The organism is Streptomyces sp. NPDC059785 (genome assembly GCF_042732375.1).
GTDB lineage: Bacteria > Actinomycetota > Actinomycetes > Streptomycetales > Streptomycetaceae > Streptomyces.
In genome coordinates, this window is the sequence record NZ_JBHWHV010000002.1 from 107230 (window position 1) to 125522 (window position 18293).

Genomic DNA, 18293 nt, shown 5'->3' on the forward strand with positions numbered 1-18293 from the left:
GATAACTCCCGTGCCGGTACGCGCCCTATGCCCTATGCCCTACGAGATGGCGCGGAGCCGGGTCTTGGGTGACTGCGCAGCGTGGAGCTGTCGGAGCTGGTCGACGGCGCGGGCCGTGTCGTCGTCCGCCGGGAGGAGGACGACCAGTTGCTGGGCGTCCGCGGCGAGTTCGAGCGTCTCGCGATGCAGCCGCAGCTCATGGCCCGAGGGGTGGCGGAGCCGCAGGACACCACGCCGCGGAACCTCATGACCGTTCAGCCGCCGGGTGAAGTCCGGTCCCGCGACGGGCGCGAGTTCGGCGGTGAACCACTCGTGGTTCTCGACGGAGGGGCCGAGCCAGAGGTCGAACGCCTGCTCGTCCGCCACGTCGTCCCAGTCGACGAAGAACGACCGGGCGCGAGGGTCGGTGAAGACATAGCGGGTGAGGTTCGGGACGTCGGCTGTGTCGGCCATGTCAGTCTTGTTGGCCGTGTCGGTCACGTCGAGGGCGCCGGTGACGGTGGCGGTGGCGGTGCCGGTGGCTCCGGTGTCGAGCAGTCCCGTTCCGCTCGTCACCGCCTCGAACGCGCTGGTGCGGGCGAGGATGTCACCCAGCCGGTTGGTCACGAGGGCGATGCCCGGTTCGAGCAGGCGGAGGGTGCCGAGGACGGTCGGACGTACCCGACGGCGCGGCGGCGCGGGCCCGGTGTGCGCGACACAGACCCCGCCGGTGATCTTCGCGAGGTAGCGCAGGTGGTCGCGCTCGGGGGCGTCGAGGCCGAGCGCGTCGGCGAGCGCGTTGACCACCGAGACCGAGGGGTTGCGGTCACGGCCCTGCTCGATGCGGGTCAGGTACTCGACGCTGATGCCTGCCAGCGCGGCTGGATCCGTCCGCCGTAGCCCCGGTGACCTGCGACGGCCACGGTCCGGCAGCCCCAGCGACGCGGGCTGGACGCTGTCGCGCTTCGCCCGGACGAAATCCCCCAGTGGCGTCCCCATGTCGCGAGCACAAGGCGCCGTGAGCGGCGGGCGCCGCGCTCAGGGTGGCCCTGCGGGGGCCGGCCTGAGGCCGGTCTGGCTGCGGCGCGCGAACGGTCCGATGGTGGCGGACATGAACGAAATTGACACCACCACCGAAGTCACCACTCGAACCCCGCACAAGCTCGCCATCGTCGTCGGCAGCGTCAGGGAGGGACGGTTCGGCCCCGTCGTGGCCTCATGGGTCGCCGAACAGGCCGGCCTCCACGGCGGTTTCGACGTGCACGTCGTCGACCTGGCCGAGTTCGACGTCCCACTGTCGCTGCCCGCGGCGTCACCGAAGTACGCGGGCGACGACTACCCGCGTCCGGCCGGGATGGCCGCGCTGACGTCGGCGCTGGCGGACGCCGACGCGTTCGCCCTGGTCACGCCGGAGTACAACCACAGCTATCCGGCTTCCCTGAAGGCGGCCGTCGACTGGCACTTCACGCAGTGGACGGCCAAGCCCGTCGCCTTCGTGAGCTACGGCGGCGCGGCGGGCGGCCGGCACGCGGTGCTGCACCTGGAGAACGTGCTCACCGAACTGCGCGCGGTGACCGTCCGCGACGGCCTCGCCTTCCCGAACTACTTCACCACCTGGCAGGACGGCCGCCCGCTCGATCCCGAGGCGGCCGGGTACGCCAAGACCCTGCTCTCGCAGCTGGAATGGTGGGCGGGCGCTCTCCGCTCGGCACGCGAGGCGACGCCCTACCCGGGGTGAGACCCGCCGAGGAACAGCCAAGGGCCGGCAGGTGAACCAGCGTCGAACACCGCGCCATTGAGATCTCATCAGGCCACCCCTGACTCGAAACGACCGCACACTCACACCCCATGCACAGCTCACTGCTGCGGGATTCCAAATTGTTGACGAAATTGTCGATGACATGGTCAACTCAACCAACGGACACAAGCCGCGCACCCCGGCTGCCCACCGTTCCCGTCGCTGGTTCATGAACAAGGCCCTGCTCGCGGGCGGCGTCTCGGCCGTCGCGGTCATGGGCGGCTACGCCGCCACCACGGCCGGCGCCGAGGAGACGTCCTCCGCCGACGCGACGGCGAGCGCCTCCCCGTCGGGCCCGCCGTCCGGCGGCGGCTTCGGCCAGACGATCGCGTACGACGACTTCGTCGGTGTCACCACGGACGGCACCGTCGTGAACGACCTGTACGCGATCCACTCCACCGGCGTCTCCACCACCCCGGTGATCCGCGCGGCCAAGTCGTTCGTCGACTCACTCACCGACGACCAGAAGTCGGCCACGCTCTTCGACGTCGACGCCGACCAATGGCTCGACTGGACCAACGTCGACTCCAACGACCGCGATGGCGTCGCCCTGCGCGATCTGACGGAGGCGCAGTACGCCCTCGGCATGAAGCTGCTCAAGGCGTCGCTGTCGGCCCGCGGACTGAAGCAGGCCAACAGCATCCGCAAGCTCAACCACTTCCTCGGTGAGTACTCGGGCGACACCTCCAAGGCGCTCAACGAGGACGCGTACTGGTTCACCGTCATGGGCACGCCGTCGGCGACGGACGCCTGGGGCTTCCAGTTCGAGGGCCACCACCTCGTCATCAACTACTTCGTCCTGGGCGACCAGGTCGTGATGACCCCGACCTTCATGGGCTCCGAGCCGACGAAGATCACGTACGACGGCGTGGACTACCACCTCTTCCGGGAGGAGACCGCCGCGGGCCTCAAGCTGCTGCGCTCGCTCAACAGCACGCAGCTCTCGGCCGCGCTCTCCACCGCGGCGAAGACAGGCACCGACCTGATCGCCGGAGCCGGCCAGGACAACGCCGTGCTTCCGTACGCGGGCGTCAAGGGCTCCGACCTGAACCACCGGCAGCAGCAGCTCCTGCTCGACCTGGCCGAGGTGTACGTCGGCTACCAGGACGAGGGGCACGCGCGCGTGCGCATGCGGGACATCGAGAAGCACCTGGACGACACGTACTTCTACTGGATCGGCGAGTACGAGGACGACTCCGCGTTCTACTACCGGATCCACAGCCCGGTCGTGCTGATCGAGTACGACGCCGAGTCCCCGCTCGCGTACCACGAGGACGACGACAGCGCCTCCGCCTCCGCCTCCGCGACGGCGTCGGCCACGGCCTCCGCGTCCGCGTCCGCGTCCGCGAGCCCGGGTACCGGCGGTCCGGGCGGCGGCGGCCCCACCGGGACGCCCACCCAGCAGCACATCCACACCATCATCCGCACCCCCAACGGCAACGACTACGGCGTGGACCTCCTCAAGCTCCACCTGGAGACCGACCACTGACAACCACAGGGCGCCCCGGCTCACCCGCCTCCCCCCGGGGCGCCCTTCTCGTACTCCTCTGCCCCCGCCAGTAGGCTCGCCCCATGGGGCTGGACATCACCGTCGTGATCGCCGATTGGTCATGGCTGGACGAGCTTCCGCCACCTCAGCGGCTGCCGCGCCTGAGGGATGCCTGGTACGCCGACGAGACGGGGCTGTGGGATCACGACGCGCCGACGGTCGAAGGCGACTGGGTCCAGCCTCGCGGGCGCAATGGGACCTTCTTCACCGTGTACGAGTTCCGGCACACCCTCGGCTCGTACAAGGCGCACTTCTGGGCCGGGCAGCGCTGGGAGGCCGTCCGGGGCCATGTCGGTCCATCGACGCGGACGGAGTTGGACACCTTCCTGTCCGGCCTGATCTGGGACGGGCCGAACGGCGAGGCACAACACATCGACCCGCCTTCCGCCGGCGACGGCAGCGAGGGCAGCGACGGCAGCGACGGCAGCGACGGCCATGGTGCTCGCGGTGTGCTGCTCGCCCGGACGCCGGCGAGCGCACGGGAACTGGCCGCGACGTGGGAGCGGGTACGGCCCCGCCTCACCGGGATCCGCGAAGCCTTCGCCGAACATGCCGCCGTCCCGGAGGGATGGATCGGCGACTTCGACGCGTTCGCGGAGTTGCTGCGCGAGTGGGGCCACGTCGTCACCGAAGCGGCCGGAAGAGGCTGGGGCGTCATCGGACTGAGCGAGTAGAAGTACCAGCCAGGACCGACTCCCCGACCTCCCGGAGCCGTAACCCTGGCCTCGCTGAGCCGCGACCCCGACCTCCCTAGGCGGTGACGAGGTCAGCCCCCGCGACGTCGCCCGCGCCGTCCGCCTCGTCGGCGTCCGTACCGCTGTCACCGTCCTCCGCCTCGTCCGTCACCATGTCGAGGAAGCGCTTTATCGCCTCGACAGGCATGTCGAGCTCCTCGGACGCGGCCTCCGCACCGCCGAACACCTGCACCGCCTCGGCGACGGCCCCGGCGAGTTCCACCTCCGCCTTGCGGACCTTGGCCTCGGCCTTGTCGACGGTGTCGACCACCGCAAGCTGCCGCCGCTGCTTCTCCTGTAGCCGCTGCTTACGGGAAGGCGTCTTGTCAGAGTTCTGCGCAGTCATAACCAAGATCATAAACACCCACACACGCTGCACAGAAATCGCCAACTGGGCCGCCGCAGCGAGCCGTTCGCCGCGCACGCCGTCCACTGAACGAGCGGCCGCCGCGTCCGTACCGCAGACGAGCGGCGAGCCGGGCCCTCCCCCGGGCACACCGGTCAGGACCATGCAGCACAGAAGGGCAGGGGACCGAGGATCGCGATGATCCCGATCGGCCGTCGGGGAGTACCGCTCACGGCGGTCCTGGGGGAGCTTGCCCACAGCGGCCCCCGGCCGGTACCGCACGCCCCGGCAAGGGCCCGTTGTCAGTGGTGTCTTCTACGGTTTGATCAGTGGGACCCGCGGACACGCCGCAGGGCCTGGCCTGGGGAGGGGTCTGTCGTGAGCAAGACGTATCTGGAGCTGTCGCAGGACGGTGGCGGTGCCCACAAGTTCTACGAGGTGGAGGTGCGGGGACTCGAGGTCTCCGTGCGCTACGGCCGGATCGGTGCCGCCGGGCAGAGCCAGACGTCGTCCTTCCCCACCCCCGAGAAGGCCCAGGCCGCAGCCGCCCGGAAGATAGCCGAGAAGGTCCGCAAGGGGTATGCCCCGGCCGTGCAGGGACAGCGCGCACCGCGCTCGGTGAGCCGCCGTCAGGTCGCTTCCACCCCGTCCACGGCGCGCGCGGTCGCCCCGGTGCTGTGGCGGTTCGGTACAGGCTCCGCGGCCTTCGGCATCCACATCGACGACGAGCGCTGCTGGGTGGGCAACCAGTCGGGGGACGTCTACACCCTGGCGCACGGCGGTGAGGTGCTCGCCCACTACCAGCTCCCGGACGGCGTCAAGTGCCTGGTCGCCGACGACTTCTGGATCTACGCGGGCTGTGACGACGGCCGGGTGTACGACCTGTCGTCCAAGCTGCCGTTCGCCGCGTACGACATCGCCGCCGAGGTCGACATCTTCTGGCTGGACATCCACGAGGGCATCCTGAACGTCGCGGACCGCGACGGCCGGCTCACCGTCATCGACCACGAGGACGAGCACCAGTGGGCGAGGGGTGGCCGCGGTGAGCACGCCTGGATGGTGCGGGCCGACGACCGCGCCGTCTACCACGGCCACAGCGGCGGTGTGACGGCCCACACGCCCGACGGCCGCGGCGAGCTGTGGCACACGCCCACGCGGGGCGGCGTGCTCTTCGGCTGGCAGGAGGACCACGCGGTGTACGCCGGGACCGACCGGCGCGTGGTGCAGCGGCTGTCGAAGACGACCGGCGCGATAGAGGCGACGTACCACTGCGACGGTCCCGTCTACTCGTGCGCCACCTCGCCCGGCGGACGCTTCGTCTTCGCCGGCGACTCCGCCTCGTCGGTGTACTGCTTCGACCGGGACGGCACCCGGCTGTGGAAGCTCGCCACCGGCGGCGGTTCCGCCCTGTCCATGCAGTACCGCGAGGAGCGCCTCTACCTGGTCACGACGGACGGTTCCCTGGTCTGCGTCGACGCGAGCGAGGCCGCGGTCACGGCCGCCCAGCAGGGCCACGTGCCGGTCGCCCGGGACGTCAAGCTCGCCGCCGCGCTGCCCACGTACGCGCCGGCCACCGAGGTCGCCGCCATGGCGAGCGTCTCCGTGGCGCCCGCGGGCACGGTGGTCGTCGAGTGCGTGCAGGAGGCCGGCCGCACCCGCATACACGTGGTGTCCGAGGGCTACGACCGGTCGTGGAACGTCCAGTTCCCCAGGTCCATGCGCGAGCCGGGCGCCCGGTACGTGGTGGACGCGGTACACGCCGCGTCGGGTGGCTTCTACCGGGTGCGCGGGGACATCAGGCGACTGCGCTGACCGGCGCGGCGGGCCGGTCGGGCCCCCTTGGGGGCCGGGGTCGGGGCCCCCTGGGGAACCGATGTCGGGACCCCTTGGGGGCCGGTGTGGGGGCCCCTTGGGGGCCGGTGTGGGGGCCGTTCGGCCCTGTCCGCCCGGTGTCCGCGCTGACGATCATGTGTCGGCGACCGGGAGGCTCCATGTGTGCCGCCTTCCGGTCCGTGAGCGACGTGATCGGGAATCGGGAGGACGCCGTCCCATGGACGAGGGTCTGCATGACCAGGTGGAACAGGTGGAGCGGGAGCGACGAGCGGGGCAGGCACCGGTGCGCCCCGCGGCCCGCGAGAAGAGCGGCCCGGCCGCGAGGAGGGCGCACCGGCCGTCATGGGTGGAGTGGCTGACCACCACCGACCACAAGAGGATCGGGACGCTCTACCTGGTCACCGCGTTCGTGTTCTTCATCGTCGGCGGCGTCATGGCGCTGCTGATGCGTGCCGAGATGGCGCGCCCCGGGTTGCAGATCATGTCGAACGAGCAGTTCAACCAGGCGTTCACCATGCACGGTTCGATCATGCTGCTGATGTTCGCGATGCCGCTGTTCACCGGTTTCGCCAACTGGATCATGCCGCTCCAGATCGGCGCCCCCGACGTGGCGTTCCCCCGGCTGAACATGCTGGCCTACTGGCTGTTCCTGTTCGGCTCCTCGATCGCGGCGGCCGGTTTCCTCACCCCGGGCGGCGCCGCGGACTTCGGCTGGTTCCTGTACGCCCCGCTCTCCGACGCCGTCCACTCACCCGGCCTCGGTGCCGACCTGTGGATCATGGGTGTGGCGCTGTCCGGCTTCGGCAGCATCCTCGGCGCGGTCAACTTCATCACCACCATCGTCTGCATGCGCGCTCCCGGGATGACGATGTTCCGGATGCCGATCTTCGTATGGAACGTGCTGCTGACCGCGTTGCTGGTGCTGATCGTGTTCCCGGTCCTGGCGGCGGCGCTGTTCGCGCTGGAGTGCGACCGCAAGTTCGGCAGCCATGTCTTCGACGCGGCGAACGGCGGCGCGCTGCTGTGGCAGCACCTGTTCTGGTTCTTCGGGCATCCGGAGGTGTACATCCTGGCGCTGCCGTTCTTCGGCATCGTCTCCGAGGTGATCCCGGTCTTCTCGCGCAAGCCGATGTTCGGCTACATGGGCCTGATCGGCGCCACCATAGCCATCGCGGGCCTGTCGGTGACGGTGTGGGCGCACCACATGTACACCACCGGCGGGGTGCTGCTGCCGTTCTTCTCCTTCATGACCTTCCTGATCGCGGTGCCGACGGGCGTGAAGTTCTTCAACTGGATCGGCACCATGTGGAAGGGCTCGCTGTCCTTCGAGACCCCGATGCTGTGGACCACCGGCTTCCTCGTCACCTTCGTCTTCGGCGGCCTGACCGGCGTCATCCTGGCCTCACCCCCGATGGACTTCCACCTGTCCGACTCGTACTTCGTGGTGGCGCACTTCCACTACACGGTCTTCGGTACGGTCGTGTACGCGATGTTCGCCGGATTCCACTTCTGGTGGCCGAAGTTCACCGGCAAGATGCTCGACGAGCGCCTGGGCAAGCTCACCTTCTGGACGCTGACAGCAGGCTTCCACCTCACCTTCCTGGTCCAGCACTGGCTCGGTGCCGAGGGCATGCCCCGCCGCTACGCCGACTACCTCGCCGCCGACGGCTTCACCGCCCTCAACACCCTGTCCTCGATCGGCTCGTTCCTGCTGGGCCTGTCGCTCCTGCCGTTCTTCTACAACGTCTGGAAGACCGCCAAGTACGGCAGGAGAGTCGAGGTCGACGACCCCTGGGGCTACGGCCGCTCCCTGGAGTGGGCGACCTCGTGCCCGCCGCCCCGCCACAACTTCGCCTCGCTCCCGCGCATCCGCTCCGAGTCACCTGCGTTCGACCTCCACCACCCGGAGATCACCGCGACCGGGACGGTGGCCTGAGCCATGACGCAACCCGTCCTGGCCCTGGGCACCGCGCTGGTGACCGCCTCCGGCTGCGTCTGGTACCTGCCGGCCCTCGCGGAGGTGCGCGCGGGGGCCGACCGGCCGGACTCCCTGCGCAGTTCGGCCGCGGCCTGCCTGAGCGGCTGGACCACGGTCGCGGCCCTCGCCGTACTGCTCCTGGTGGCGGAGACATGGTGGCTGCCCGGCACCCTGGCCGGGGCAGGGGCCACCGTCACGGCGGGCCTCCGCCTCCGCGCGACAACGCAGCGCCGACGCGAGACCCGCGAGACGGCCCGGCACTGGTCGGAACTCCCCCGGCCCAGGCCCCAGTCCCGTACCGCCGCACACCGCCCCCACATACTCTTCGCCGCCCTCCTGGCCGCGGGGCTGACCGCCTCCACAGCCGCGGCATTTCTCCTGACGACCGGTCCCCCTGCCGCCGGTCCCACACCGCCCTCGGCACCCTCGGCCCACCCGTGAGGCGCCTCAAGTCACGTCTGTCGGCGCGATATACCGTGTGGTCATGTCCGCGTTCATACAGCAGCTTCCCGCCTTGATCGGCGTGGTGATCGGCGCCCTGGGTTCGTATTTCGCGATCATGCGTGGCGATCAGGCGCGCTTCCGCCGGGAGCAGGCGGCCCGTTGGGAGGAGCGGCGGCTGACGGTCTACACCGACTACGCCAGGTCACTGAAGAAGAGCGTCACCCTGGCGTACCGGATCGCGGCCCATCTCGGCAACGACCCCCACCCGCACCCCCTGTCGCCCGAGGAGGCGGCGCCTCAGCTGGCGGAGGCCACCGATGCCCGGGACCCGGCCGGGGAGGCGCTGCTCATGCTCGGCTCCACGGAGGTGGTGGAGCAGGCCCGCGAGTGGGTCGTCGTGGTGATGGAGATGGAAGCGTTCCTGCGCGACCACACGCACGCCCCCGAGACATGGTCGGCCCTGCTCGCGCGTCAGCGCAGTGCGCGTGAGGGCTACTACACGGCCGTCCGGCGCGACCTGGCGCTACCGCCCGGCCACTCCGGCGCCTGGCAGCTGACTTCGTCCCGGACCTCCTGAGTCCACGTCGCCGGACTGCCGTTACCGGGCGTCGAGCGCTTGGCCGGCGGCGGCGATGCGTTCGACGCGCGGCTCGGCGAGCCGGGTGTAATCGGCGCCGGAGATGACCACCGAACGGTCGAGCCGGGCGGCGTTGAAGTAGAGCTCCGGCCGGTCGACGACGTCGGGGTCGGCGACCAGTTCGAGGCCGGGGTCGAAAGCGAAGGGAAGGACGGTGCCGGGGACGGTGTGGGCCAGCCGCTCGGCGGTGGCGGCGTCGCTGAACCCCACGTAGCGGGCGTCGAACAGGGCGCGGACGGCATCCAGGTCGACGCGCCGGTCCCCGGGGACGACCGCGAGCACGTGGCGCGTGGTCCGCCGGTCCGTCTTGACCCTGAGGATGATGCACTTCGCCGCGTGGGACACGGGGTTCCCGCGCAGCGCGCTCACCGACTCCGTGGTGCCGTCCGGTTCGTGGTCGATGAGCCGGTACGGCGTACCGGTCGAGTCGAGCAGGGTGATCAGGCGCTCGTAGGTGTCCTGGTGGCTGTCCTGCTGGATGTCCTGAGAGCTGTCGTCGCCGGGCACGGTCCGTCCTCTTTCGTCTTCGTCGCCGCGATGGTGCGGTGGGCGGCGGGCATGCCCTTACGCTGCACCACCGCGACGTTGTAGGCCATGACCAACTTCTAAACCTGACCTGTAGCAGCCCTACACTGTCGGCGTGGATGAGCGGCAACTGCGGATCCTGCGCGAGCTGGGTGACCTGGGCAGTGTCAGCGCGGTCGCCGAGGCACTGCGTGTGACGCCGTCCGCGATCTCGCAGCAACTGCGGCTGCTGCAGCGTTCGATCCCCGTCCCGCTCACCGAACGCGCCGGGCGCCGGGTGGTGCTGACCGACGCCGGACAGGCCCTGGCCGCGGCGGCCATCGAGGTGGAGGGCGCCCTGGCCCGGGCCCGTCACGCCGTCACCGAGTTCGCGGAGCAACCCGACGGCAAGGTGTCGGTGGCCGCGTTCCACAGCGCCGCCTCCGCGTTCTTCCCGCTTCTGCTGCTCGACCTCGGCGACCGCGGCGGTCCCCGCCCGGCGCTCGCCGACGAGGACGTCACCCAGGACCGCTTCCCCGCCCTCACCCGCGACTACGATCTCGTACTCGCCCACCGCCTCGACCACGCCCCGCCCTGGCCACCCACGGTGACCGCCACCACGCTGCTGCACGAGCCCCTGGACGTCGCCCTCCCCGCCGGCCACCCCCTGGCCTCGGAACCGGTACTCACCCCACGGGAAGTGGCGGACCAGCCGTGGATCACGGTCCACGACGGCTTCCCGCTGATGGCCACCATCGAGGCGATCGCCGGCGCCGCCAACCGCCGACTCGACATCGTCCACCGCATCAACGAGTTCACGGTGGTCGCCGAGGCCGTGGCGGCCGGCGGCGGTATCGCGCTGATGCCGCGCTGGACCACCCGCGCCCACCCCGGCACCGTCCTCAGACCGCTGAGCGGGGTGCACGCGCGACGCCACATCGACGTCCTCCACCGCCCCGAGCGCACCGCCCGCAAGGCCGTCCGTACCGTGATCACCGCACTGCACCACGCCGCCGCGACGATCCAGGGACGCGGCGCCTGAGCCCGTCCTGCCGCCGAAGAAACGCAGAAAAGGGCCCCGACCACAAGGTCGGAGCCCTCAATCAAGATCAAGTGTCCGAGGGGGGACTTGAACCCCCACGCCCGATAAAGGGCACTAGCACCTCAAGCTAGCGCGTCTGCCATTCCGCCACCCGGACCAGGTGTCTGCCGCCTGACCGGGGGTGTTCCCCGCGGCGACATGGACAACAATACCAAGGTTTCAGGGTGCCTCTCACCTGCATATCCGTGCCCTGGCGGCCGACCGGTGAGGGGCGGGGCACGGCCGCGTCCCCGCCTCCACCACCGGTGACCGGACGACTACCCGACGTCCACGCCCGGAGACGCGGAAGGACGGGCGGTGGGGGCACGCCGCCGCACCCCCACCACCGCACGAGCACGGCATCAGCTCACAGCATCGGCTACGGCATCAAGTGGTACTCCGGGAAGTTTCCCGGCAGCCGTTCCTCCGACGGGCCCTGGGTCACGGCGCGCACCAGGAGGTCGCCGCCGACGAAGGCACCGCGCCAGGACGCGCCGAAGCCGCCGAAGAGCTCGTCACGGTCGCCGCGCGAGCGCGGCTTGCCGTGACCGGTCTTGAAGGCCCGGATCTGCGGGGCCAGCCGGTCGTACGTCGCCCGGTCGTCCGTGGACAGGGTGGCGACGAGCGCGCCGTTCGAGGCGTTCATGGCGGCCAGCAGTTCGGCCTCGGTGTCGACCAGGACGATGGTGTCGACCGGGCCGAAGGGTTCGGCGTGGTGAAGGGGTGAGGACGGGGGCGGGTTGAGGAGCGTGACGGGCTGGACGTAGGCCGCCGTGTCCTGTCCGGGCAGGAAACGGGCGTCGGCAAGGCTGCCGCGGTGCAGCGGGACGGCGCCCCGATCGATGGCCTCCGCCACCTGGTCGTGCAGTTCCTTGGCCTTGGCCGCGTTGATGACCGGTCCGAAGTCGAGCGTGGGGCACGGGTCATCGGAATGCTCGACGGCGAGCGGGTGGCCGACGCGCAGGGTGCGGACGGCCGGGAGGTAGGCGGCGAGGAATTCGTCGAACAGGGTGCGCTGGACGACGAAGCGCGGGTAGGCGGTGCAGCGCTGCTTGCCGTAGTCGAAGAGCTTCGGGATCACGGCGGTCAGCGCGTCCCAGTCGGTGTAGTTCCAGATGCCCCAGGTGTTGAGTCCTTCCTGTTCCAGGATGTGCCGCTTGCCGAGGTCGGCGACAGCGGTGGCCACCGCGGCGCCGGTGTCCCGGCCGCCGACGAAGGAGACGCAGCCGATCTCGGGGGCGCGCACGAGCGCCTCCGACAGCGCGCCTCCGCTGCCGCTGACGAGGGTGACGGGAATCCCTTCGCGTGCGGCGAGCGCGCAGGCCAGGGTGAGACAGGCGACGCCACCGTCGGTCGGGGTCTTGGCGATGACCGCGTTGCCTGCCAGTGCCTGTACCAGCAATGCGTGAACGAGCACGCTCATCGGATAGTTCCAGCTCGCGATGTTGGACACGGGGCCGTCCAGCGGGGCCCGGTCCCGGGTCATGGGCTCGATGCCGTCGACGTACCAGCGCACGCCGTCGATGGCCCGGTCGACGTCGGCCTGGGCGAGCCGCCAGGGCTTGCCGATCTCCCAGACGAGCAGCAGGGCGAGGAGTTCGCGGTGCTGGGTGAGGGCATCGAGGGTGGCCGCGACGCGGGCCCGGCGTTCGGCGAGGGATACGTGGCGCCAGGCGCGGTGCTGGTCGAGGGAGGCGCGTACGGCCTGCCGGGCGGTGGCGCCGTCCAGGCGGGGCGGTCCCGCGATGGGGCTGCCGTCGACGGGGCTGATGGCGGGCAGGGCCCGGCCGTCCGCCTGCCAGGCGGCGTTCCAGAGGTTGAGGACGCGGTCGTCCCGGAACGCCTCGGGAGCGACGGCGAGGCAGCGCTGCCAGGCGTCGTTCCAGGACGTGCCGGACTTGAGGGTGAGGGTGGATGCCATTCGGTGTCTCCGCTCTCGGTGCACAGTCGGGGGCGGGTCGTGCATGGCTCGCCTGCGCGGGGCAGGCCGCGCCGGCCGGCCTGCCGGGGCCGGTCGCGCGTAGGGGAAACGCAGGAAGGAACGTAGTGAGGCGGCACGTGTCGTGACAGTCACCTCGCGTCAACTATGAGTGACGTCACGCTCCGTTTCCAGCCGGGCCAGAACCAGCCGTGCCGTTTCGGTGGGCGTGCCTCCCACCGGGACGCCGGCCGCCTCGAGAGCCGTTTTCTTGGCCTGGGCGGTGCCCGAGGAACCGGAGACGATCGCGCCCGCGTGGCCCATCGTCCTGCCCTCGGGCGCGGTGAAACCGGCGATGTAGCCGACGACCGGCTTGGTCACGTGCTCGCGGACGTAGGCCGCGGCCCGCTCCTCCGCGTCACCGCCGATCTCCCCGATCAGGACGACGAGTTCGGTGTCGGGGTCGTCCTCGAAGGCGGCCAGGCAGTCGATGTGCGAGGTGCCGACGACCGGGTCGCCGCCGATGCCGACGCACGTCGAGAAGCCGATGTCACGCAGTTCGTACATGAGCTGGTACGTGAGCGTGCCCGACTTGGACACCAGGCCGATGCGGCCCGGCTTGGTGATGTCGGCGGGGATGATGCCCGCGTTCGACTGTCCGGGGCTGATGAGGCCCGGGCAGTTGGGTCCGATGACGCGTGTGCCCCGGGCCGCCGCGTACGCCTGGAAGACGACGGTGTCGTGGACGGGGATGCCCTCGGTGATGACGACGGCGAGCGCGATACCGGCGTCGGCGGCCTCCAGAACGGCCGCCTTGGCGAAGGCGGGCGGCACGAAGACCACGGTGACGTCGGCGCCGGTCGCGGCCATGCCCTCGCGCACCGTTCCGAAGACGGGCACGGACCTGCGGGTGCCGCCCAGCCCCTCGGGGCTCTGCGGGACGTCGAACTCGACCGTCCGGCCGGCCTTGCGCGGGTTGACTCCGCCGACGACATCGGTGCCCGCCGCCAGCATGCGCCGGGTGTGCTTCATGCCCTCGCCGCCGGTCATGCCCTGGACGAGGACCTTGGAGCCCTTGATCAGATAGATGGCCATGTCCTGCTCCTTCAGCCGGCGTGGGCGAGTTCGGCGGCGCGCCGGGCGGCGCCGTCCATGGTGGTGAGCTGCTCGACCAGCGGGTGCGCGCGGTCGGCGAGGACGGCGCGGCCCCGGGCGGCGTTGTTGCCGTCGAGGCGGACGACGAGCGGCTTGGTGAGCCGGACGGAGTCGAGCGCCTGGACGATGCCCTCGGCGACGGCGTCGCAGGCGGTGATGCCGCCGAAGACGTTGACGAAGACGGACTTCACGGCCGGGTCGGCGAGGATCACGGAGAGTCCGTCGGCCATGATCCGGGCGGAAGCGCCGCCGCCGATGTCGAGGAAGTCGGCGGGGCGGGCGCCGCAGCCGGCGACCACGTCGAGCGTCGACATGACCAGGCCCGCGCCGTTGCCGATGACGCCGACCTCGCCGTCCAGTTTCACGTAGTTGAGTCCCTTGGCGGCGGCCGACGCCTCCAGCGGGTCGTCGTGCGCGGTCTCCTGTTCGCCCCAGCGGGCCTGCCGGAAGCGGGCGTTGTCGTCGAGCGTGACCTTGCCGTCTAGGGCGAGGATGCGGCCCTGGGGCGTCCGCACCAGCGGGTTGACCTCGACCAGGAGGGCGTCCTCGCGAGTCAGCACCTCCCACAGCCTGATGAGGACGTCCACGGTCTGCGCGGGCAGTCCCGCCGCCTGGGCGATCCGGGCCGCGACCGCCGGGGTGACGCCCTCGGCGGGGTCGACGGGCACGCGTGCCACGGCCTGCGGACGGGTTTCGGCGACCTCCTCGATGTCCATGCCGCCCTCCGCGGACGCGATGGCGAGGAAGCGGCCCGCGGCCCGGTCGAGTACATAGGAGACGTAGAACTCGCTCTCTATGTCAACCGGTTGGGCGAGCATCACGGTGCGCACGGTGTGGCCCTTGATGTCCATGCCGAGGATCTGGCGCGCGGTGATCTCGGCGGCGGCCGGGTCGGCGGCGAGCTTCACGCCGCCCGCCTTGCCGCGTCCGCCGGTCTTCACCTGGGCCTTGACCACCGCCCGGCCGCCGAGCCGGCGGGCGATCTCGCGGGCCCCCTTGGCCGTGTCCGTGACCTCGGCGCGTGGCACCGGGATGCCGTGTTCTTCGAAGAGTTCCCTTGCCTGGTGCTCGTACAGGTCCATCTCGGGCTCCTGTCTGACGCGTCGCCCGGGTCGATGCCGGGCCCCGAAAAGTGCCGCACGCCCCCTGGACACCACTGACCAGATGCGGGATAACAAGCTTCATACAGTATTCGTCGACTGTATGCAATGTACTGCGCGGCGAACCGAGCGACGACGAACCAGCACGTCAGCGGCTGCGGAACAGCACGTCCAGCAGCCGGCAATCGGCACTTCAGCAGCTACCGATCGGCACTTCTGCGGCTACGGATCAGCGCGTGAGCAGCAACGGATCAGCGCGTGAGCGCTCCCCATCCCCTACGAAGGGACAGGACTTCGCCATGCCCGACGACAGCAGCGACACCACCACGCCTCTCATCTCCGGCGGGCATCTGGTCGCCAAGGCACTCAAAGCGGAGGGGGTGGAAGTCGTCTACACCCTCTGCGGCGGCCACATCATCGACATCTACGACGGCTGCGTCGACGAGGGCATCGAGGTCGTCGACGTGCGCCACGAGCAGGTCGCGGCCCACGCCGCGGACGGTTACGCGCGCATCACCGGCAAACCGGGATGCGCCGTGGTCACCGCGGGTCCCGGTACGACCGACGCCGTGACGGGCGTCGCCAACGCCTTCCGCGCCGAGTCACCGATGCTGCTGATCGGCGGTCAAGGAGCGCACACCCAGCACAAGATGGGGTCCCTTCAGGACCTGCCGCACGTCGACATGATGACGCCGATCACCAAGTTCGCCGCGACCGTGCCGGACACGGCCCGGGCCGCGGACATGGTGTCGATGGCCTTCCGCGAGTGCTACCACGGGGCACCCGGACCGTCCTTCCTGGAGATCCCGCGCGATGTGCTGGACGCCAAGGTGCCCGTGGACAAGGCACGGGTGCCCAAAGCCGGTCACTACCGGGCCTCGACGCGCTCCGCGGGCGACCCTGAGGCGATCGAGACCCTCGCCGACCTGCTGGTCCACGCCGAGAAACCGGCCGTCCTGCTGGGCAGCCAGGTGTGGACGACGCGCGGCACCGAGTCCGCCATCGAGCTGGTGCGTGCCCTCAACGTCCCGGCGTACATGAACGGCGCGGGCCGCGGCACGCTGCCGCCCGGCGACCCGCACCACTTCCAGCTCTCGCGCCGGTACGCCTTCGCAGGCGCCGACGTCATCGTGATCGTCGGCACGCCCTTCGACTTCCGCATGGGCTACGGCAAGCGGCTGTCGCCGGACGCGACCGTCGTGCAGATCGACCTCGACTACCGCACCGTCGGCAAGAACCGGGACATCGACCTCGGCATCGTCGGCGACGCGGGGCTCGTGCTCAAGTCGGTCACCGAGGCGGCCTCCGGACGCGTCAACGGCGGCGCCGCCAAGCGCAAGGAATGGCTCGACGAACTGCGCGCGGCGGAGCAGAAGGCCATCGAGAAGCGGCTGCCCAGCCTGCGGTCCGACGCCTCCCCGATCCACCCGTACCGGCTGGTCAGCGAGATCAACGACTTCCTCACCGAGGACTCGGTCTACATCGGCGACGGCGGCGACATCGTCACCTTCTCCGGGCAGGTCGTGCAGCCCAAGTCCCCGGGGCACTGGATGGACCCCGGACCGCTGGGCACGCTCGGCGTCGGCGTCCCCTTCGTGCTCGCCGCCAAGCAGGCGCGGCCCGACAAGGAAGTGGTGGCCCTCTTCGGCGACGGCGCCTTCTCCCTCACCGGCTGGGACTTCGAGACCCTCGTCCGCTACGACCTCCCCTTCGTCGGCATCGTCGGCAACAACTCCTCCATGAACCAGATCCGCTACGGCCAGGCCGCCAAGTACGGCAAGGAACGCGAGCGCGTCGGCAACACTCTCGGCGACGTCCACTACGACAAGTTCGCGCAGATGCTGGGCGGTTACGGCGAGGAGGTCCGCGACCCCGCCGACATCGGCCCCGCCCTGCGGCGCGCCCGCGAGTCGGGCAAGCCCTCCCTGATCAACGTCTGGGTCGACCCGGACGCGTACGCCCCCGGAACCATGAACCAGACGATGTACAAGTGAGGTGAGCCGGCCATGACCAAGGCCCTCGAAGGCATCCGCGTCCTCGACATGACGCACGTCCAGTCCGGTCCTTCCGCCACCCAGCTGCTGGCCTGGCTGGGCGCGGACGTCGTCAAACTGGAGGCGCCGACCGGTGACATCACGCGCAAGCAGCTGCGCGATCTTCCGGACGTCGATTCCCTCTACTTCACGATGCTCAACTGCAACAAGCGGAGCATCACCCTCAACACCAAGACCGAGCGCGGCAAGGAACTCCTCACCGAGCTGATCCGGCGCTCGGACGTCATGGTCGAGAACTTCGGCCCGGGCGCGGTCGACCGCATGGGCTTCACCTGGGACCGCATCCAGGAGATCAATCCGCGTATCGTCTATGCCTCCATCAAGGGGTTCGGGGACGGTCCGTACACCAACTTCAAGGCGTACGAAGTCGTCGCTCAGGCCATGGGCGGGTCGATGTCGACCACCGGGTTCGAGGACGGGCCGCCGCTGGCGACGGGGGCCCAGATCGGTGATTCGGGCACGGGCGTCCACGCCGTGGCGGGGATTCTCGCGGCGCTGTTCCAGCGGGAGAACACCGGGCGTGGTCAGCGGGTCAACGTGGCCATGCAGCATGCTGTGCTCAACCTCTGCCGGGTGAAGCTGCGCGATCAGCAGCGCCTGGCCCATGGCCCGCTCGCTGAATATCCGAACGACGACTTCGGCCGGGAAGTTCCCCGTTCGGGCAACGCGTCCGGCGGCGGGCAGCCGGGCTGGGCGGTCAAGTGCGCGCCGGGCGGCCCGAACGACTACGTGTACGTCATCGTGCAGCCCGTCGGCTGGAAGCCGCTCACCGAGCTGATCGGCCGGCCCGAGCTGGCGGACGATCCCGAGTGGGCGACCCCGGAGGCCCGGCTGCCGCAGCTCACCAAGATGTTCCAGCTCATCGAGGAGTGGTCCTCGACGCTGCCCAAGTGGCAGGTCCTCGAGCGACTCAACGCCCACAACATCCCGTGCGGCCCGATCCTGTCCACCGCGGAGATCATCGAGGACGAGTCGCTGGTCGCCAACGAGATGGTCGTCCGGGTGCCGCACCCCGAGCGGGGGGAGTTCGTGACCGTGGGCAGCCCGCTGAAGCTCTCCGACTCCCCCGTGGACGTGACCGGTTCCCCGCTGCTCGGCGAGCACAACGAAGAGGTTTACGTCGGCGAGCTGGGCCTCGGCGACGAGGAGCTGCGCCTGCTCAAGTCGAACGGAGTGATCTGAT

At 70.3% G+C, this 18293-nt stretch carries 16 protein-coding genes and 1 tRNA gene; 10 read left to right on the forward strand and 7 right to left on the reverse strand.

Going from position 1 to position 18293, the window contains the following annotated elements; genetic code table 11:
* Window positions 1–39 precede the first annotated feature (39 nt).
* Window positions 40–978, reverse strand: a complete 939-nt coding sequence (locus ACFV6E_RS01930) for a helix-turn-helix transcriptional regulator (RefSeq protein ID WP_385458833.1) — start codon at window positions 976–978, stop codon at window positions 40–42.
* A 112-nt stretch (window positions 979–1090) separates the two neighbouring features.
* On the opposite strand from ACFV6E_RS01930, the gene ACFV6E_RS01935 reads away from it, so the two are divergent.
* From ACFV6E_RS01935 to ACFV6E_RS01945, 3 genes are all read left to right on the forward strand, one after another.
* On the forward strand, window positions 1091–1717 hold the full coding sequence (locus tag ACFV6E_RS01935; RefSeq protein ID WP_385458835.1) for an NADPH-dependent FMN reductase: 627 nt from the start codon (window positions 1091–1093) through the stop codon (window positions 1715–1717).
* Between the two features lie 163 nt (window positions 1718–1880).
* Window positions 1881–3266, forward strand: a complete 1386-nt coding sequence (locus tag ACFV6E_RS01940) for a DUF3500 domain-containing protein (RefSeq protein WP_385458837.1) — start codon at window positions 1881–1883, stop codon at window positions 3264–3266.
* Between the two features lie 83 nt (window positions 3267–3349).
* Window positions 3350–4000 (forward strand): hypothetical protein, encoded by a 651-nt coding sequence (locus tag ACFV6E_RS01945; protein ID WP_385458839.1) that lies wholly within the window; start codon window positions 3350–3352, stop codon window positions 3998–4000.
* A gap of 76 nt (window positions 4001–4076) precedes the next feature.
* Here ACFV6E_RS01945 and ACFV6E_RS01950 read toward each other — a convergent pair whose 3' ends face one another.
* Window positions 4077–4406 carry a hypothetical protein gene (locus ACFV6E_RS01950; RefSeq protein ID WP_385164976.1) on the reverse strand — a complete coding sequence of 110 codons (330 nt, stop codon included), beginning with the start codon at window positions 4404–4406 and terminating at the stop codon, window positions 4077–4079.
* Window positions 4407–4784: 378 nt separating this feature from the next.
* Here ACFV6E_RS01950 and ACFV6E_RS01955 point away from each other — a divergent pair, with 378 nt between their 5' ends.
* The 4 genes from ACFV6E_RS01955 (at window position 4785) to ACFV6E_RS01970 (ending at window position 9238) form a co-directional block, all read left to right on the forward strand.
* Window positions 4785–6218 carry a WGR domain-containing protein gene (locus tag ACFV6E_RS01955; RefSeq protein ID WP_385458841.1) on the forward strand — a complete coding sequence of 478 codons (1434 nt, stop codon included), beginning with the start codon at window positions 4785–4787 and terminating at the stop codon, window positions 6216–6218.
* 238 nt (window positions 6219–6456) lie between these two features.
* Window positions 6457–8175, forward strand: coding sequence for a cytochrome c oxidase subunit I (gene ctaD / locus ACFV6E_RS01960; RefSeq protein WP_385458843.1), 1719 nt, complete (start codon window positions 6457–6459; stop codon window positions 8173–8175).
* A gap of 3 nt (window positions 8176–8178) precedes the next feature.
* Window positions 8179–8658, forward strand: coding sequence for a hypothetical protein (locus tag ACFV6E_RS01965; protein WP_385164984.1), 480 nt, complete (start codon window positions 8179–8181; stop codon window positions 8656–8658).
* Window positions 8659–8701: 43 nt separating this feature from the next.
* Window positions 8702–9238 (forward strand): hypothetical protein, encoded by a 537-nt coding sequence (locus ACFV6E_RS01970; RefSeq protein WP_385164987.1) that lies wholly within the window; start codon window positions 8702–8704, stop codon window positions 9236–9238.
* A gap of 21 nt (window positions 9239–9259) precedes the next feature.
* On the opposite strand, the gene ACFV6E_RS01975 is transcribed toward ACFV6E_RS01970, so the two are convergent.
* Window positions 9260–9805, reverse strand: coding sequence for a YbaK/EbsC family protein (locus ACFV6E_RS01975; protein WP_385164989.1), 546 nt, complete (start codon window positions 9803–9805; stop codon window positions 9260–9262).
* A 133-nt stretch (window positions 9806–9938) separates the two neighbouring features.
* On the opposite strand from ACFV6E_RS01975, the gene ACFV6E_RS01980 reads away from it, so the two are divergent.
* Window positions 9939–10844 (forward strand): LysR substrate-binding domain-containing protein, encoded by a 906-nt coding sequence (locus ACFV6E_RS01980; protein WP_385164992.1) that lies wholly within the window; start codon window positions 9939–9941, stop codon window positions 10842–10844.
* 72 nt (window positions 10845–10916) lie between these two features.
* On the opposite strand, the gene ACFV6E_RS01985 is transcribed toward ACFV6E_RS01980, so the two are convergent.
* The 4 genes from ACFV6E_RS01985 to sucC form a co-directional block, all read right to left on the reverse strand.
* Window positions 10917–11001 (reverse strand) — tRNA-Leu (locus ACFV6E_RS01985).
* Window positions 11002–11262: 261 nt separating this feature from the next.
* Window positions 11263–12804, reverse strand: a complete 1542-nt coding sequence (locus tag ACFV6E_RS01990) for an aldehyde dehydrogenase family protein (protein ID WP_385177013.1) — start codon at window positions 12802–12804, stop codon at window positions 11263–11265.
* 159 nt (window positions 12805–12963) lie between these two features.
* Window positions 12964–13896 (reverse strand): succinate--CoA ligase subunit alpha, encoded by a 933-nt coding sequence (gene sucD / locus ACFV6E_RS01995; RefSeq protein ID WP_385458845.1) that lies wholly within the window; start codon window positions 13894–13896, stop codon window positions 12964–12966.
* An 11-nt stretch (window positions 13897–13907) separates the two neighbouring features.
* A complete protein-coding gene (gene sucC / locus ACFV6E_RS02000; protein WP_385177022.1) occupies window positions 13908–15113 on the reverse strand; it encodes an ADP-forming succinate--CoA ligase subunit beta in 1206 nt (401 codons plus the stop codon).
* 242 nt (window positions 15114–15355) lie between these two features.
* Between sucC and ACFV6E_RS02005 the strand changes: the two genes are divergently transcribed.
* Window positions 15356–17050: a thiamine pyrophosphate-binding protein gene (locus tag ACFV6E_RS02005; protein WP_385458847.1), complete on the forward strand. Its 1695-nt coding sequence runs from the start codon at window positions 15356–15358 to the stop codon at window positions 17048–17050.
* Window positions 17051–17062: 12 nt separating this feature from the next.
* On the forward strand, window positions 17063–18292 hold the full coding sequence (gene frc / locus ACFV6E_RS02010; protein WP_385177018.1) for a formyl-CoA transferase: 1230 nt from the start codon (window positions 17063–17065) through the stop codon (window positions 18290–18292).
* Window position 18293 lies beyond the last annotated feature (1 nt).

What these genes read in the sequence shown, in the direction of transcription:
- ACFV6E_RS01950 (WP_385164976.1), bottom strand. Translation starts at nt 4,406, where the DNA reads ATGACTGCGCAGAACTCTGACAAGACGCCTTCCCGTAAGCAGCGGCTA.
- ACFV6E_RS01990 (WP_385177013.1), bottom strand. Translation starts at nt 12,804, where the DNA reads ATGGCATCCACCCTCACCCTCAAGTCCGGCACGTCCTGGAACGACGCC.
- ACFV6E_RS01945 (WP_385458839.1), top strand. Translation starts at nt 3,350, where the DNA reads ATGGGGCTGGACATCACCGTCGTGATCGCCGATTGGTCATGGCTGGAC.
- ACFV6E_RS01935 (WP_385458835.1), top strand. Translation starts at nt 1,091, where the DNA reads ATGAACGAAATTGACACCACCACCGAAGTCACCACTCGAACCCCGCAC.
- frc (WP_385177018.1), top strand. Translation starts at nt 17,063, where the DNA reads ATGACCAAGGCCCTCGAAGGCATCCGCGTCCTCGACATGACGCACGTC.
- ACFV6E_RS01965 (WP_385164984.1), top strand. Translation starts at nt 8,179, where the DNA reads ATGACGCAACCCGTCCTGGCCCTGGGCACCGCGCTGGTGACCGCCTCC.
- ACFV6E_RS01940 (WP_385458837.1), top strand. Translation starts at nt 1,881, where the DNA reads ATGGTCAACTCAACCAACGGACACAAGCCGCGCACCCCGGCTGCCCAC.
- sucD (WP_385458845.1), bottom strand. Translation starts at nt 13,896, where the DNA reads ATGGCCATCTATCTGATCAAGGGCTCCAAGGTCCTCGTCCAGGGCATG.
- ACFV6E_RS01970 (WP_385164987.1), top strand. Translation starts at nt 8,702, where the DNA reads ATGTCCGCGTTCATACAGCAGCTTCCCGCCTTGATCGGCGTGGTGATC.
- ACFV6E_RS02005 (WP_385458847.1), top strand. Translation starts at nt 15,356, where the DNA reads ATGCCCGACGACAGCAGCGACACCACCACGCCTCTCATCTCCGGCGGG.
- ACFV6E_RS01930 (WP_385458833.1), bottom strand. Translation starts at nt 978, where the DNA reads ATGGGGACGCCACTGGGGGATTTCGTCCGGGCGAAGCGCGACAGCGTC.
- ctaD (WP_385458843.1), top strand. Translation starts at nt 6,457, where the DNA reads ATGGACGAGGGTCTGCATGACCAGGTGGAACAGGTGGAGCGGGAGCGA.